Annotated in this window: 8 protein-coding genes; 6 read left to right on the top strand and 2 right to left on the bottom strand. The window is 43.8% G+C overall.

Annotation, left to right across the window (positions count from 1 at the left end; translation table 11 throughout):
* Positions 1-8: 8 nt before the first annotated feature.
* On the bottom strand, positions 9-902 hold the full coding sequence (locus tag HHL16_RS16975; protein WP_169426367.1) for a bestrophin family ion channel: 894 nt from the start codon (positions 900-902) through the stop codon (positions 9-11).
* Positions 903-1,027: 125 nt separating this feature from the next.
* Here HHL16_RS16975 and HHL16_RS16970 point away from each other — a divergent pair, with 125 nt between their 5' ends.
* Both HHL16_RS16970 and HHL16_RS16965 read left to right on the top strand, forming a co-directional pair.
* Positions 1,028-1,594: an AraC family transcriptional regulator gene (locus HHL16_RS16970; protein WP_240966206.1), complete on the top strand. Its 567-nt coding sequence runs from the start codon at positions 1,028-1,030 to the stop codon at positions 1,592-1,594.
* 229 nt (positions 1,595-1,823) lie between these two features.
* Positions 1,824-2,786, top strand: coding sequence for an acyl-CoA desaturase (locus tag HHL16_RS16965; protein ID WP_240966205.1), 963 nt, complete (start codon positions 1,824-1,826; stop codon positions 2,784-2,786).
* A 32-nt stretch (positions 2,787-2,818) separates the two neighbouring features.
* On the opposite strand, the gene HHL16_RS16960 is transcribed toward HHL16_RS16965, so the two are convergent.
* Positions 2,819-3,184: a cupin domain-containing protein gene (locus HHL16_RS16960; protein WP_206022453.1), complete on the bottom strand. Its 366-nt coding sequence runs from the start codon at positions 3,182-3,184 to the stop codon at positions 2,819-2,821.
* A gap of 289 nt (positions 3,185-3,473) precedes the next feature.
* On the opposite strand from HHL16_RS16960, the gene HHL16_RS16955 reads away from it, so the two are divergent.
* The 4 genes from HHL16_RS16955 (at position 3,474) to HHL16_RS16940 (ending at position 14,021) form a co-directional block, all read left to right on the top strand.
* Complete coding sequence (locus HHL16_RS16955; protein WP_169426365.1) at positions 3,474-3,776, top strand: hypothetical protein; 303 nt, start codon at positions 3,474-3,476, stop codon at positions 3,774-3,776.
* A gap of 26 nt (positions 3,777-3,802) precedes the next feature.
* Complete coding sequence (locus HHL16_RS16950; RefSeq protein WP_169426364.1) at positions 3,803-4,447, top strand: hypothetical protein; 645 nt, start codon at positions 3,803-3,805, stop codon at positions 4,445-4,447.
* A 115-nt stretch (positions 4,448-4,562) separates the two neighbouring features.
* The gene (locus HHL16_RS16945) at positions 4,563-5,171 is read left to right on the top strand and encodes a Crp/Fnr family transcriptional regulator (RefSeq protein WP_169426363.1); all 609 of its coding nucleotides are present in this window, start codon (positions 4,563-4,565) and stop codon (positions 5,169-5,171) included.
* Between the two features lie 267 nt (positions 5,172-5,438).
* Complete coding sequence (locus tag HHL16_RS16940) at positions 5,439-14,021, top strand: choice-of-anchor Q domain-containing protein (RefSeq protein ID WP_169426362.1); 8,583 nt, start codon at positions 5,439-5,441, stop codon at positions 14,019-14,021.
* The last annotated feature ends 76 nt before the right edge of the window (positions 14,022-14,097 follow it).

The following is a 14,097-nucleotide window of genomic DNA, read 5'->3' as shown; positions in this document are numbered from 1 at the left end:
ACGGATATCTACATAATGTAGAAAGTTCTTGTGTCAGGTTCTTCAGTGGGTGTTTGTTCTCCCAGCAATTGCCTGATATTTTTTTCAGCAGTTCTTGCGATCTCTGTAATAGGAACATCACTTGGCCTGTTTTTGAAAGGATCCTGCAGATGATAGGCAACTTTTTCAATGAGAAAGAAACCGGCAGAGATCAGTAACAACAGTGGTACAACCAATCGGTTGTCAACATCTTTCAGGGAAATGGCCAGCGTAACAACAAAGAGGTAAATGATGGAATGGAGTACCAACCGATAGGTAGATGGAAAGACGGTACTGCTGATTCTTTCTGCGCTTCCCATCGAATCGGTGAGACGTATAATTGTTTCCTGCAAGTGTATATGGGCATGTACGTCGAGTATTTTTCGAAGACGCAAATCCTTCAGGTTGTTGGATGTAGTTTGCAATAAGAAAAGCGGCTGATTGTTTTGTTTGGCTGCTGCTGCGAGTTCGTCATCGGAAATCAGGTGGGCGATATTTTTCAGCGTATCGAGTTTGCGCAATGATCTTCCCAGTACATATCCCCAGGCTATCTGACGGTAGGCGATTTGTTTTATTTCCTTGCTATGTTCCGTACCCATAAAAGATTGCACCTGAATGATCAGACTTCTCGAGTCATTCAGAATTGTTCCCCATATTCTTCTTGCCTCCCACCATCTTTCATAGGACTGGTTCATCTTAAAGGATAGTAGAACTGATATAGCCGTACCTAAAAATGCCGGAATAGCAAGTGGCATCACTGGTAATATATTCGTTAATTCACTGGCGCCCAAGCGGGTTGCCAATCCAACAAAAAGTACAACTAACAACTCATAAGTGATAATGCCGAATGAATATCTGAGAGGGATCCTTGATTCTAACAACATAGTATGTAAGGTAGTTTTAATTGCAGCGTACCTGTGTTATTTATTATTTCACTATTGATTACAGGTGCCTGCATTTGGTGAAAAATGACCTAACTTTATTAACTGCCCTATTTTCAATAACACGGATGCATGTGAAGCTTTTCATCAAAAATATGGTGTGTATTCGCTGCAAAATGGTAGTGAGAGACGAGTTTACAAAACTTGGATTGCATTGTGTTGTAGTAGAACTGGGTGAAATAGAGATCGTTGAAACTATTTCTCCGCAACAGCGTGAACAGATAAAGGTTGTATTGTTGCGATCGGGCCTTGAGCTCATGGACGATAAGAAGAGCATGCTTATTCAGAAGATCAAGCAGGTTATTATAGAACTGGTTCACTACTCCGAAGAACCCTTGCGGGTTAAGTTTTCTGAATACCTGAGCCAGAAGCTCAACTACGATTACACCTACATGGCCAATATTTTTTCGGAAGTGCAGGGTACAACCATCGAGCAATTTATCATTGCCCATAAGATTGAACGGGTAAAAGAATTGCTGGTTTATGATCAGTTGACGCTTTCCGAAATCGCCTTTCTGATGCACTATAGCAGTGTGTCTCACCTCTCCGCCCAATTCAAAAAGGTTACGGGCCTTACACCTTCCCATTTCAAGCAGATCAAAACCCAACGACGAAATATGCTGGATGAGCTGTAATGGTTGCCTGCAAAAGTGTGAATCATGTGAATTATTGCTGGAATCATATAACCTCCGGCTAAATTAATTGTGTCAACTTTAGCAGGTATTGTCATCTTAATTCAAAGTACAAAAGGAGCGTGTGATGCCTAAAGTAACATTTAACAACCGAAACCGGTTATTTTATCAGGCCATCAGGAAACCGGTGGAAGATTATTTTGAAAATAATCGTCTCAGAAAAACAGGGAATATGAAACTGTATATGAAAGCGATCATTCTGATACCGCTTTCTCTGGGGTTATATCTTTTTCTGTTATGGGGAAGCTACCATTGGATCACCGGTGTCTTACTCTCTGCATTGCTGGGACTGGCGCTGGTTTGCATTGCATTCAATATTATGCATGATGCCTGCCACGGCAGTTATTCCAGCAAGAAATGGGTGAACGAATTCATGGGACTAAGCATGAATGCATTAGGAAGTAATGCTTTTATATGGAAGATCAAGCACAATGTAATACATCATACATATACCAATATTGATGGCATCGATGATGATCTCGCCAACAGCGTACTGATCAGGATGTGCAACACACAGAAATGGAAACCGATGCACAGGTTTCAGTTCATCTATATGTATCTGCTGTATGCCATCAGCACATTAGCCTGGATGTGGGGTACAGACTTTGTCAAGTATTTCTCGAAAAAAATATATCGTACACCGATCAATAAATTCCCTCTCCAGCAGCATGTAATATTCTGGACCAGCAAATTGTTGTATCTGTTCTTTTATGTGGCGATACCCGTTTACTTTATCGGATGGCAGCCCTGGCTCACAGGATTTTTGATTATTCATGTAGTAATGGGAGTTGCCTTATCATTCGTTTTTCAGTTGGCGCATGTTGTAGAGAAAACAGCATTCGAGTATGTTGCTGAAAAACCCAAAATTATTGCATCGGAATGGGCAGTACATGAAATAAAAACCACTTCAGATTTTGCTCCTGACAATAAGGTGATCAGCTGGTTGGTCGGAGGTTTGAATTTTCAGATTGAACATCACCTTTTCCCTCAGATCAGCCATATCCATTATCCTGCATTGAGTAAGATAGTGCGGCAGCAATGTGAATTGTTTGGGCTTCCTTACAATTACTATCCAACTATGAGGCAGGCTATATGTTCGCATGTGCGCCTCATGAAGCAACTTGGACGTCCTTAAACCTCCTGATGTGAAACCTGCCTGGTTGTTATCTACTCGTATCCGCTTTTAATGGTAGTTGAGATCATCTTGAATCGCCCATTCGGCTTGATATAATGAAGTGAATGCGAAGGAATGATAATACCCTGACCGGTTTTCAGTTGACTGGCTTTTGCGTCGATCACGATTTCTGCCTCTCCTTCAACAATCTGAACAAAGGTTTCGAAAGGACTTGATTTTTCCGTCAATCCTTCTCCATAATCAAATGACATCATACTAACATTCCCTGTTGACTTTTTTATGATGGTTTTTATTACCACTGAATTGGGAACATATTCAATGATCTCTACAATGATATGCGCTGTAGACCTTTCCAGCTCGTCATTTCCGGGCATTTTATCTTCTGTTGAACTATTCATAATGTTTATTTTATCTCTTCCTATGCTGCAGTAACTACAGAATAATAAAAGGGCCAGGATAAATATCCAGCCCCGTTTATGATCCAATATCCTATGAAAAACCTGACTAAAGGTAGTCTGTTGAATACTGATGTTTGTTATCGAATCCTTATTTGCTTTTATATAATTGCCACATTGCTCATTCTGGAGCGTTTTACCCGGAAAGTGTGAATATCACTACATTTTAAGATGATTGTATAATAGGGGAGCAAGAAATAGAGCAGACCTTTGATGCAAGTAAAAATCATGTATGAAAAAAGTATTGGGCATTTCCCTGTTGTTGATCATTGCGGCATTTGGTTCGGCAAATGCACAAAACAAGGCTAAGAAAGATACCTCAGGAGGCAAGAACGTTGTTGAACGCGTTGCGAATAAAACAGCAGAAATTGCTGTTAAAGGAAAAGCAACCATTGTTGATAAAGTATATAAAGATAAGGTAGGACCCAAAGGACAAACCATCTACATCGACAGACACTCCAAATATTATTGGGTAGATAAAAGAGGGCATAATGTATACATCGCAAAAAGTAAACTGAAACCTAAACAGGATTAACCCGGTATCATAAACTTAATCATTAAATGAAACAAGTACAGTTAGCGCTGCTGTTTGCAGCAACCTGCTTATCCTCCCTGTCAGTTATGGCGCAGGTCAGCGAAACTTCTTTCATAATCAATAATGAAAAAAGGAATGCAGTAATGCTGACGATAAATCAGCCTGATAAGGAAATAAGAGAAGCATTGCGGTTGCGTCTGGAACGTTCAGGTTTGAAAGAAAAATTATCAGGCAATGTTTCGATATACAAAGGTGTAATGTTGCGGGACATCAGTTCCGATAGGATCGATATGTATACAAAAGTGGAAGCTGGCCCCTACAATACCAGCGTTGTGTACATGGCCGTTGCCAGGAAATACAACAACTTTTCACCTGGTGGATACGATAGTAGCCTCACAAAACATGTGAAATTATTTCTGCAATCCTTTCTCGCCGATTTAAACGATCGGTCTACAGATACGGATATTTCGGGTATGATGGATGACATCAGTAAAGAAGAAAAATTCTTTCAGCAATTATTGGATAACCAGGCCGAATTGCAGAAGAAAAGACTATTGCTTGATGATCAATTGCTCGAAATCCAGAATAACCTGTACCTGAAGAAAGAAATGATCGATAAAAAGAAGGTAGCAGTGCAGCTCGCGAAATCCAGAAAAGTAAAACCATTATAAATATACAGGCAAATCAAAGCCTTCCGGTTCGAAAGAGCTGGAAGGCTTTGTTGTATTGCCCGGTCCCGGTCCGATTGATTTTGTTTGATCGAGGATAGTATGTTACTTTCGGTCTATGAGCCCTGTTCTACGCCCATCCTCTGAAGAACTGCAACCTTTGCTAGACCTGTTCAATTCTCTGCATCCTATTGGCAGGAGAGTGGAGGTTTACCTGCAGAAAAATCTTTATTGCAACTCCGTGAAGAAAGGAGAGCTGCTGGTGAAAAGCGGGGAGATCTGTGACAGCATCTATTTTATCAAAAAAGGTGTATTGCGTGGCTTTATCGAAGAAGACGGAAAAGAAGTCACCACCTGGCTCACGGTAGAGAATGAGGTAGTTGCTACCATCACCGGCTTCTTACTCCGTAAACCAACGATGGAAAATATTCAGGCCATCGAAGATTGTGAATTGCTGGGCATCCGGTTTGAAGACCTGAACCGGCTATACCTGAAATATCCCTCTTTCAATATTGTGGGAAGAAAGATCACGGAGCTCTATTACGTGTATGCAGAACAGAGAGCTTATATCACGCGCCTGCATGATGCTGAAAAGAAGTATGAGATCTGCATGGAGCTTTACTCCCATTTTCTGAATCGTATTCCATTGAAATATATCGCTTCCTTTCTGGGCATTACCATCGAAACACTTAGCCGGGTAAGGTCAAGAGCATCCGGAAAGAAATAAACCGTTCTTCCCTTCCATTTATTATTTTGATCTGAATCAAAAAAGAGGGGCATGCCAGCCTTTTCCGGATGAATGAGTATTGCTCTGCAATCCTTTACTGGCATCGGTTTCAGAGACCTACCGGAAAAACACCTTTTTTCGGGAAGCCCTTCAGGCATCCGCCACTCCATTTCAATATCATATTACATCGCTTTTCTTTACGTAACCTTTTGCATTATGTAAATCAATAATGCATCCCCTTTTAACCCCTGGAACCCTATTGGAAAAATGGAAAAGATATTCCACAGACTACTCATTACTGCACTGCTTGTTGGACTGACTGTAACCCTTCAGTCACAAACAATCCGTTATATAAAATCAGGAGCTGCAGGAGATGGAAGCAGCTGGGCAAACGCCTCCGGCAATTTTCAGGCAATGATCAATGCCAGTAATGCCGGTGATGAAGTGTGGGTGGCTGCGGGTGATTATCAAACAGCCAGTAATGTGCCGTTGGTAATGAAAGAGGGAGTGAAGCTTTATGGCGGATTTCCCAACACCGGCAATCCCGGCATGGCGGCCAGAAATTATACTGCCAATACGAGCCGTCTCATCGGTAACACCCGCATCATGGGCGGTCCCATGTTCAACAGAGTATTTCAGAATATCAATAATGGTTTAACTGCTGCTGCTGTACTCGATGGGTTTACTCTCTATAACGGATACACCAGCGGCAATGGTGGTGGTATGTATAATGAAAATGCATCACCCACTGTTCGCAACTGTATTTTTACAGGCAATAAAGCAGATTCAGATGGAGGAGGGATGTACAACCATATATCCAGCCCTGCGATCATCGATTGTATTTTCTCCAATAACCTTGCCGGCGCTGAAAATATAGGTAACGGAGGTGGTATTGGCGGTGTGTTTTCCACTGCTGTTATCACCAACTGTGAATTCAATAATAACAGGGTTGGGCATGGAAATCAGTTTTCCGGAGGAGGAGGAATGTTCAATAATCGCTCCACTCCTGTACTCACCAATTGCAGGTTCAATGGCAATAATGCCTATGTGGGAGGGGCTGTTTATAACAATGCTTCCAATCCTCAATTTATCAATACCAGGTTTTCAGGAAATACTGCCTCATTTTCCGGTGGAGCTGTTCATAATTACACCAATGGGATACCCTCATTCAAATACTGCATTTTTGATGGCAACAGTACAGCACAGGGCGGAGCTATCAACAGTGAAAGTTCAGGCGCTGATCTGATCAACTGTCTTTTCTATGGAAATAGTGCAGAGTACGGAGGTGCATTGAGAGGCCTGCGTTCTGCTTATGGTATACTCAACTGCACCATTACCAGCAATACAGCAACCATCAGAGGTGGTGCTATTGAAAGCTCGGAGCTCATTCCGCCCAATGTTCCGGATAATCTGGTTATCCGCAACTCTATCATTGCAGGTAACAGCAGCGGACTGGATCTATACAATAACTGGGGGAAAGTGATAAACAGTCTGATACAGAGCATGACCCCCAATTCAGGCAGTATTGTCAAATTCACATTTTCCAATAATGTGGATATGACGCTTGATCCGCAATTCATAAATCCCTCCGATGCTGATGGTGCGGATAATATCATAGGAAATTCGGATGATGGATTGAGACTGCAGGCTATAAGTCCTGCCATTAACATGGGAAGCAATGCCGAAGTGCCTGCTGATCTCACTTCAGATATAACAGGGGCGCAACGCATACAAGGCAATGTGGTGGATATCGGTGCTTATGAAAGTGTGCATACTGTTTTCTGCGGAAGCACCACCCTGTATGTTGATGGCTCGAAACCTGCATCAGGCGAGGGCGGCAGCTGGAGCACAGCATTCAGAACGCTCGGCGAAGCACTGGATCGTGCAAGAACCTGCCCTAACATAAATACCATCCTCGTAGCGAGAGGTACATACTTTCCTACAGGTGATCAGAGTGGTACAGACAGAGATATGAGCTTCCTCATTCCGCAACGTGGTGGAATAAAAATTTATGGAGGTTACCCGAATGGAGGAGGAGCAAGAAACTATCAGCAGAACCCAACGATCCTTAGTGGTGACATTGGTGCTTCCGGAAATAACAGCGACAACAGCCATCATATCATTGTAATGACGGGTACTTCTTCCGGTGCAGATAGTGTGGTGATCGATGGATTCACCATCACAAAGGCTAATGCGAATGGAGGCCATGTGTTTTATTACAACAGCATCAATACGCATCAGAATGAAGGTGGTGCAGTATTGTTCCGGCAGAATAACAATATCGGAACAAAGCTGGCGCTTCGTAATTGTACAATCACCGGCAACAGTGCCAAAGAGTGGGGAGCAGGCGTGTACTGCATGGAGTCTTCTGCACTGATCAGCAATTGCGTGATTGCAAATAATTCTGATGTCAATAATGGTGGCGGCTTATTTGCCTACAAAACAAATGATCTTCGTTTATCGGGCTCTTTGATTACCGGTAACAGTGCTGTAAACGGGTCGGCTATCTTTTCTCTTGAAGCAACAGTTACAGTAGTGAACTGTACCATTGCTGCAAACGTATCAGGCATCAACAACTCCGGATCTTCCAACTTAAATATACTGGGATCGATACTTTGGAATAATGGCGCCAATAATATACAGAATAGTGCTACCCTGAACATCAGCTACAGTAATGTTCAGCAGGCAAGCGGCGTGTATGCAGGTACAGGAAATATCAATGCAGATCCAATGTTCAGCAATGCAGGTAACCCGGCAGGAGGTGATGGAAACTGGGGTACTGCTGATGACGGGTTTACATTGAAGGTGGGAAGTCCGGCTATTAATGCAGGCATGCCTGATATCATCAGTCTTCCGTTAAGCATATTTGATCTATCCGGTCAATCCCGTGTAATGGCTGGCAGAACAGATATGGGTGCATACGAAAGTACATTCATTGCATGTGGTGAAACTTCCAATGTGATCTATGTGGATGCTTCCGTAGCGCAATCAGGAAATGGAAGCTCCTGGAATAAAGCGGTCAAAACGTTGGCCGAAGCATTTCTTGCAGTGAATACCTGCCCAGCCATCAATACCATTATGATAGCGCAGGGAACCTATTATCCAACTGCAGGGCTTGACAGAGAAGCAGCGTTCATCATCCCGTCAAAAGGAAATCTGAAAATATACGGAGGGTATTCTTCCGGTGGCGGTACCCGTGATATTGAAAATTATCCCACCATACTGAGTGGGAATATTGGCGGCGGTGGCAATACAGATAACAGCTATCACATTATGGTGATTGCAAGTATCAATGCAGCTGCAGATAGTGTGGTTGTCGATGGCCTGGTTTTCAACAATGCCAATGGGAATGGATCAGGAAACACTACGTATAATGGCCTTGCCTATAGCCGTGATATCGGAGCAGGTTTGCTGGTAGCAAACTCAAACAGCCATTCAAAGATAATGATCAGAAACTGCTGGTTCCATGGCAACAGGGCCAGACAGGGAGCGGGGATATTTGTGCTGGCATCATCACCATATATAATCAATTGCAAATTGCAGGGAAATGTATCCACTGATAATGGCGCAGGCATGAGCAATTATTTTGGCTCCGTTCCCACGCTCATCAATGTATTGATCAGTGGTAACCAGGCCATGTTTGGTGGTGGGGTATTCAATGATAACAGCAGCCCGGTGTTCATCAATTCAACTATTGCAGATAACTATGCGGTGAATGCAGGCGGTTCCTTTAATCGTGGAAATGGAGTGAATGTGATCTTCCGTAATTCCATTGTCTATGGTAACAGGGACGCAGCAGCTGCTCCTTCCAATATATACAATAATTCCGGTGGTACGGCCAGTTTCAGCTACTCTATGCTGGAATCTGCAACCGGAACATGGGAAAATGCTTCAGGCAATGATCATGGAAACAACCTGTTTTTTGAACCGAAATTCATCAACAGGAACGATCCCACAAATGGCAATACGCCTAATACTGCGGGCAATTACAATTTGCTGAATTCCAGTCAGCTTATTGACGGAGGAAACAATGCTTTATTGCCTTCCGGCATTGGTACTGATCTTGCAGGAGCCAGCCGTTTTCAACAGGGGGCGGTAGATATGGGAGCTTATGAAAGTCCCTTCGTTAACTGTCTCATGTTTGAGGCAACTGTTACCCCAATCAATATCAAATGTTTTGGAGATAAAGGGAGTGCAATGGCTACTGTAGTTAAAGGAACGGCTCCATTCAAATACAACTGGAGCAATGGAGCGAAGACTCCAACAATCAGTGATTTGCCGGCAGGAAATTACTCCTGCATGGTTATCGATGCCAATGGATGTGCTGTTGATAATACAGTGACTATTACTGAACCGGCATCTGCTCTCGATGCAACTACTGAACAAAGCAATATCAAATGTTATGGAGGGAGTACTGGTACAGCCAAAGTAATTGCATCAGGTGGTACAGCGCCATATGTTTATAGCTGGTCCAATGGCAGTACTGCAACAGAGTTGACCGGGTTATCCGCCGGAACCTATACCTGTACTATTAAAGATGCCGCAGGTTGTGTGATTACGAAAAGCCTCACCATTACTCAACCCGCAGCGGCGCTTTCTGCTGCTACCTCCCAAACAGATGTGTTGTGCTATAATGGAAGTACCGGTATTGCTACGGTTGTCGCAGCAGATGGAACAGCCCCTTATTCTTATTCCTGGTCCAATGGGGCCACCGCGCCCTCAGTATCATCACTGACCGCGGGAATTTACACCTGCAACATCACCGATGCTGCAGGATGTACGCTTGTAAAAACTATTACGATCACCCAACCTGCTGCAGCACTTACTGCTTCAGAAACTCATACCAACATCGCCTGCTACAATGGCAATACCGGTATTGCAACAGCCACTATGAATGGAGGTGTGGCTCCTTACATTTATAACTGGAGTAACGGAGGTTCAACCCAAACCATCAATACTCTCCCTGCCGGAACATACAACTGTACCCTCACTGATGCCAATGGATGTACGGCATCAACAACAGTAACCATTGTTCAACCTGCATCAGCGCTTGTAGTTGATGAAACGCATACGAATGTAATTTGCTTCAATGCCAATACCGGAAATGCAGAGCTGACTGTAAGCGGTGGCGTTGCTCCATACAATTATCTATGGTCGAATGGTGCTGTGAGTAGTACCATCAACAACGTGAAAGCCGGTACTTACACCTGCAGAGTTACCGATGCTGCCGGATGTACTGCGGATAAAACAATCATTATAAATCAACCTGCTTCTGCCATCACTGTTCTTGCCGCCAAAACTGTTGTTGGTTGCTTCAATGGCAACACCGGCGCCGCTGAAGTGGCTGTGAGTGGAGGCCTTGCTCCATATCAGTATGCATGGTCTAATGGTGCAACAGGGCGTCGCATTATAAACCTGACAGCAGGCGTGTACACCTGCACCGTTACAGATGCATTGGGTTGTACTTCAGTAAAAGTCATTACAATTACTCAACCATCCTCTGCATTGAGTGCAACAGTTTCCCATACAGACAATATTTGCTTTGCCGGAAATACCGGTTCGGCAACAGCAACCGCGAGCGGTGGTGAAGCGCCTTATTCCTATAGCTGGAACAATGGCAGTACGGCACAAACCATTAATAATTTATCTGCCGGAACTTATTCCTGCACAGTTACCGATGCCAATAGCTGTACAGCTACAGTGAATGTGGCGGTTGGTCAACCTGCATCTGCACTGAGTGCTACCAGTGATCAAATCAACGTGAACTGTTTCAATATGAATACAGGATCAGCAATGGTTGTTGTGAGCGGGGGCGTTGCGCCATATAGCTACACATGGAACAACGGGAAAATAAGTTACCGCATCGATGATCTGCATGCAGGTGCTTACTCCTGTGTTGTGAAAGATGTGGTCGGATGCTCGGTTACGATCAACTTTGTCATCACTCAGCCAGCAGCTGCGCTGACGCACACATTTGATCAGACCAATGTTTTGTGCAATGGAAACAATACAGGTGCTGCAACTATTACAGTAAGTGGCGGCACTGCACCATATAGTTACAGTTGGAACACTGCTGCTTCGGGATCATCGGTTAGTTCACTTACAGCAGGCAGCTACAATATTCAGGTAACAGATGCTAATGGATGCACAACCGGCAGATCATTCACCATTACTGAGCCTGCTACGTTGAGTGTACAGACAATTAGAAAAACAAATGACTATTGCGGATCTGGTACTGCAGGATCAGTGATATTACAAGGTAATGGTGGCACTGCTCCTTATTCATACATGTGGTCAAACGGAAGCAATGCAGCTTCTGTCAGCGGTCTGTCTGCCGGTACCTATTCCTGCCTGATAACAGATGCGAATAGTTGTACCGTGAATACTTCTGTAAATATTTCCAATCAAAGTTTCAGTGGCAACAAAATTTTTGTAGACAATTCTGTGAGCACATCAGGTGATGGCAGCAGCTGGTCGCAGGCAATAAAAGAATTGAGCGATGCCATGAGTATCGCAACAGTCTGCACCGGAATTGACAGCATTCTGGTTGCAAAAGGGACGTATACACCGGTAGGTTCTTCAGGAAGCCTCGACAGGAACAGCGCATTTGTGATCAGATCAAATGGCGGACTGAAATTATTCGGCGGCTATCCCTCGGGTGGCGGTGCGAGAAATATTACATCGAACAAAACCATATTGAGTGGAGATATTGGTCCCGCGGGATATATGGGCAATGTATACCACGTAATGGTGATCGCCGGTATTTCAGCAGCCGCTGACAGTATTGTAGTGGATGGATTTACTTTTACCCAGGGATTTGCAACCGGCAACAACAGCTACGTATACAACGGTGTGACACTCGCACAGTACAATGCCGGCGCCATCTATCTGCACAATACAAATCATCTTGCCGGCAAGATCGCACTCAGAAATAACAACTTTACAGATGTGTCATGCTCCAATGAGGGTGGATCCATTCACAATGATCAGTCATCACCTGAAATAAGCAATTGCAGGTTCTCTCAGAGCGTAGCCTGGCTGAGCGGCGGCGCTATTGCCAACTACAATGAATCCTCTCCCATCATTTCCCGCTGCGAGTTTGAACAGAATGAAGTGGTTTATGCTGGTGGTGCGGTTCACAATACACAGAATGCCAATGCCAGGATCATCGACTGCAGGTTCCTGAGCAATTTAGCATCAGCAGGTGGTGCCATCTCCAATTTTAATTCAAAACCTGCCATCATCAATTGTTATATCGCCGGAAACGCAGGCAGTGGTGAGGGTGGCGGCGGCATGTACAACGATAATTCAACTGTCAATATCCTCAACTCCTTCTTTATCGGAAATATTGCTGTTCAATTTTATGGTGGTGCAATGCAGAATTTAAATCATTCCATTGTGCAGCTTAGCAATTGCACCTTGTATGGTAACATTGAATTCGGATCTGCTACCATTCATAATTTTGACAGCGATCTCAAAATAACCAACAGCATCGTTACCGGCGATGGCACTGGAATAAAGTCCAGCAACTCCACTGTTGCTGTGAATTATAGTACTGTGTCTTACTGGAGTGGTGGCGGAACAGGTAATCTTGCTTCCAATCTTGATGTGAAATTTGTTGCACCTGGCTGGAGCAATAACAACAGACCATTTACACATGGTGATTACAATCTCAGTGCCTGCAGTCCTGCTATTAATACCGGAACAACAGATACAACCGGATTGAATCTTCCGCTTACAATTATCGGCGGAACGCCCCGCGTGCAATTAGGCAGAATCGATATCGGCGCCAGTGAAGCCAACGCGATAGTGGATTATAATAAAGCTACACTGCCAATGGTGACCACTACCACAAAAGCATGGCAGCTGAATGATGGCACTACTTGGTACGGAACAGATTGCCAGACCCTCATCGCTTCCATAACCGGAAGAGGCGCCAATCCCGTCGGTGGCCATACCACTGCTGCTGTTGAGCTGCTGGCTGCTAATCTTCCCCGATATGTAAAACGTTCCTATGAGATCGTTCCGGAGAATAACGGCAGCACTGCAACTGCTTCGATGGTACTGTATTTCAAACAAGCTGAATTCAAAGAATACAATACCGTGAATGCCAATATCAGGCATCCGCTTCCTGATACAGATGATCCGGATATGAGTGCCAATAATGCCAATATCAGGATACGAAAAGTTTCAGGCGGCGCTGAAACCACCATCACTCCTCAGTTTGCTTTCTGGAACGCATTTGCCGAACGATGGGAAGTTGGATTCGATATTACCGGCTTCAGTAAATTCTACGTATTCACTGAACCCAAATCGCCACTGCCATTGAAGCTCATCAGCTTTACTGCAAAAGCAGAGAAATGTATTGCTCATATTTACTGGACAACTGCTGAAGAATCCGGTGTATCTCATTTTGAACTGGAACAAAGTACTGATGGCACTTCATGGGCACCTGCTTCAATTATCCCTGCAAGAAATATCATCGGAGAAAATAAATATGAATTGCAGATCAATATCAATGCAGCGCTGAATTTCTACCGGTTGAAAATGGTGGACAGAGATGGTACCATAACATACAGCAAGATCATCAGACTCAATGCTCCGGCAGGTTGCAGTGATCAGCCGATCAGGCTCTATCCAAATCCTGTAAGAGAAATACTGTACCTCGAAAATGTACATGCAGGTGATCTGTACAATATTTACGACAATGCAGGAAGGCTTGTGATGCAGGGCAGAATAACAAAAGCTTTGCAGGATATCAGTGCAACAAGATTAATCACCGGAACTTATACAATCAGTATTGTGAACAGAAATGGTGAACTGAAGGCGATCAGGTTTATGAAGAAATAATTTCCTCCACTGATCTTACCAAAAAGAAGGCCCTACACCAAAAATGTAAGGCCTTCTCTTTTTATTACCCAGATTA

Origin of the sequence: Pseudoflavitalea sp. G-6-1-2 (assembly GCF_012927185.1) — a bacterium.
GTDB lineage: Bacteria > Bacteroidota > Bacteroidia > Chitinophagales > Chitinophagaceae > Pseudobacter.
The sequence above is the reverse complement of the archived record's forward strand: the minus strand, read 5'-3'. Positions and strand labels throughout refer to the sequence as shown.

Bases quoted from the DNA above. Each gene is read 5' to 3' on its own strand.
- HHL16_RS16975 (WP_169426367.1), bottom strand. From the start codon at position 902: ATGTTGTTAGAATCAAGGATCCCTCTCAGATATTCATTCGGCATTATC.
- HHL16_RS16970 (WP_240966206.1), top strand. From the start codon at position 1,028: ATGCATGTGAAGCTTTTCATCAAAAATATGGTGTGTATTCGCTGCAAA.
- HHL16_RS16965 (WP_240966205.1), top strand. From the start codon at position 1,824: ATGAAACTGTATATGAAAGCGATCATTCTGATACCGCTTTCTCTGGGG.
- HHL16_RS16960 (WP_206022453.1), bottom strand. From the start codon at position 3,184: ATGAATAGTTCAACAGAAGATAAAATGCCCGGAAATGACGAGCTGGAA.
- HHL16_RS16955 (WP_169426365.1), top strand. From the start codon at position 3,474: ATGAAAAAAGTATTGGGCATTTCCCTGTTGTTGATCATTGCGGCATTT.
- HHL16_RS16950 (WP_169426364.1), top strand. From the start codon at position 3,803: ATGAAACAAGTACAGTTAGCGCTGCTGTTTGCAGCAACCTGCTTATCC.
- HHL16_RS16945 (WP_169426363.1), top strand. From the start codon at position 4,563: ATGAGCCCTGTTCTACGCCCATCCTCTGAAGAACTGCAACCTTTGCTA.
- HHL16_RS16940 (WP_169426362.1), top strand. From the start codon at position 5,439: ATGGAAAAGATATTCCACAGACTACTCATTACTGCACTGCTTGTTGGA.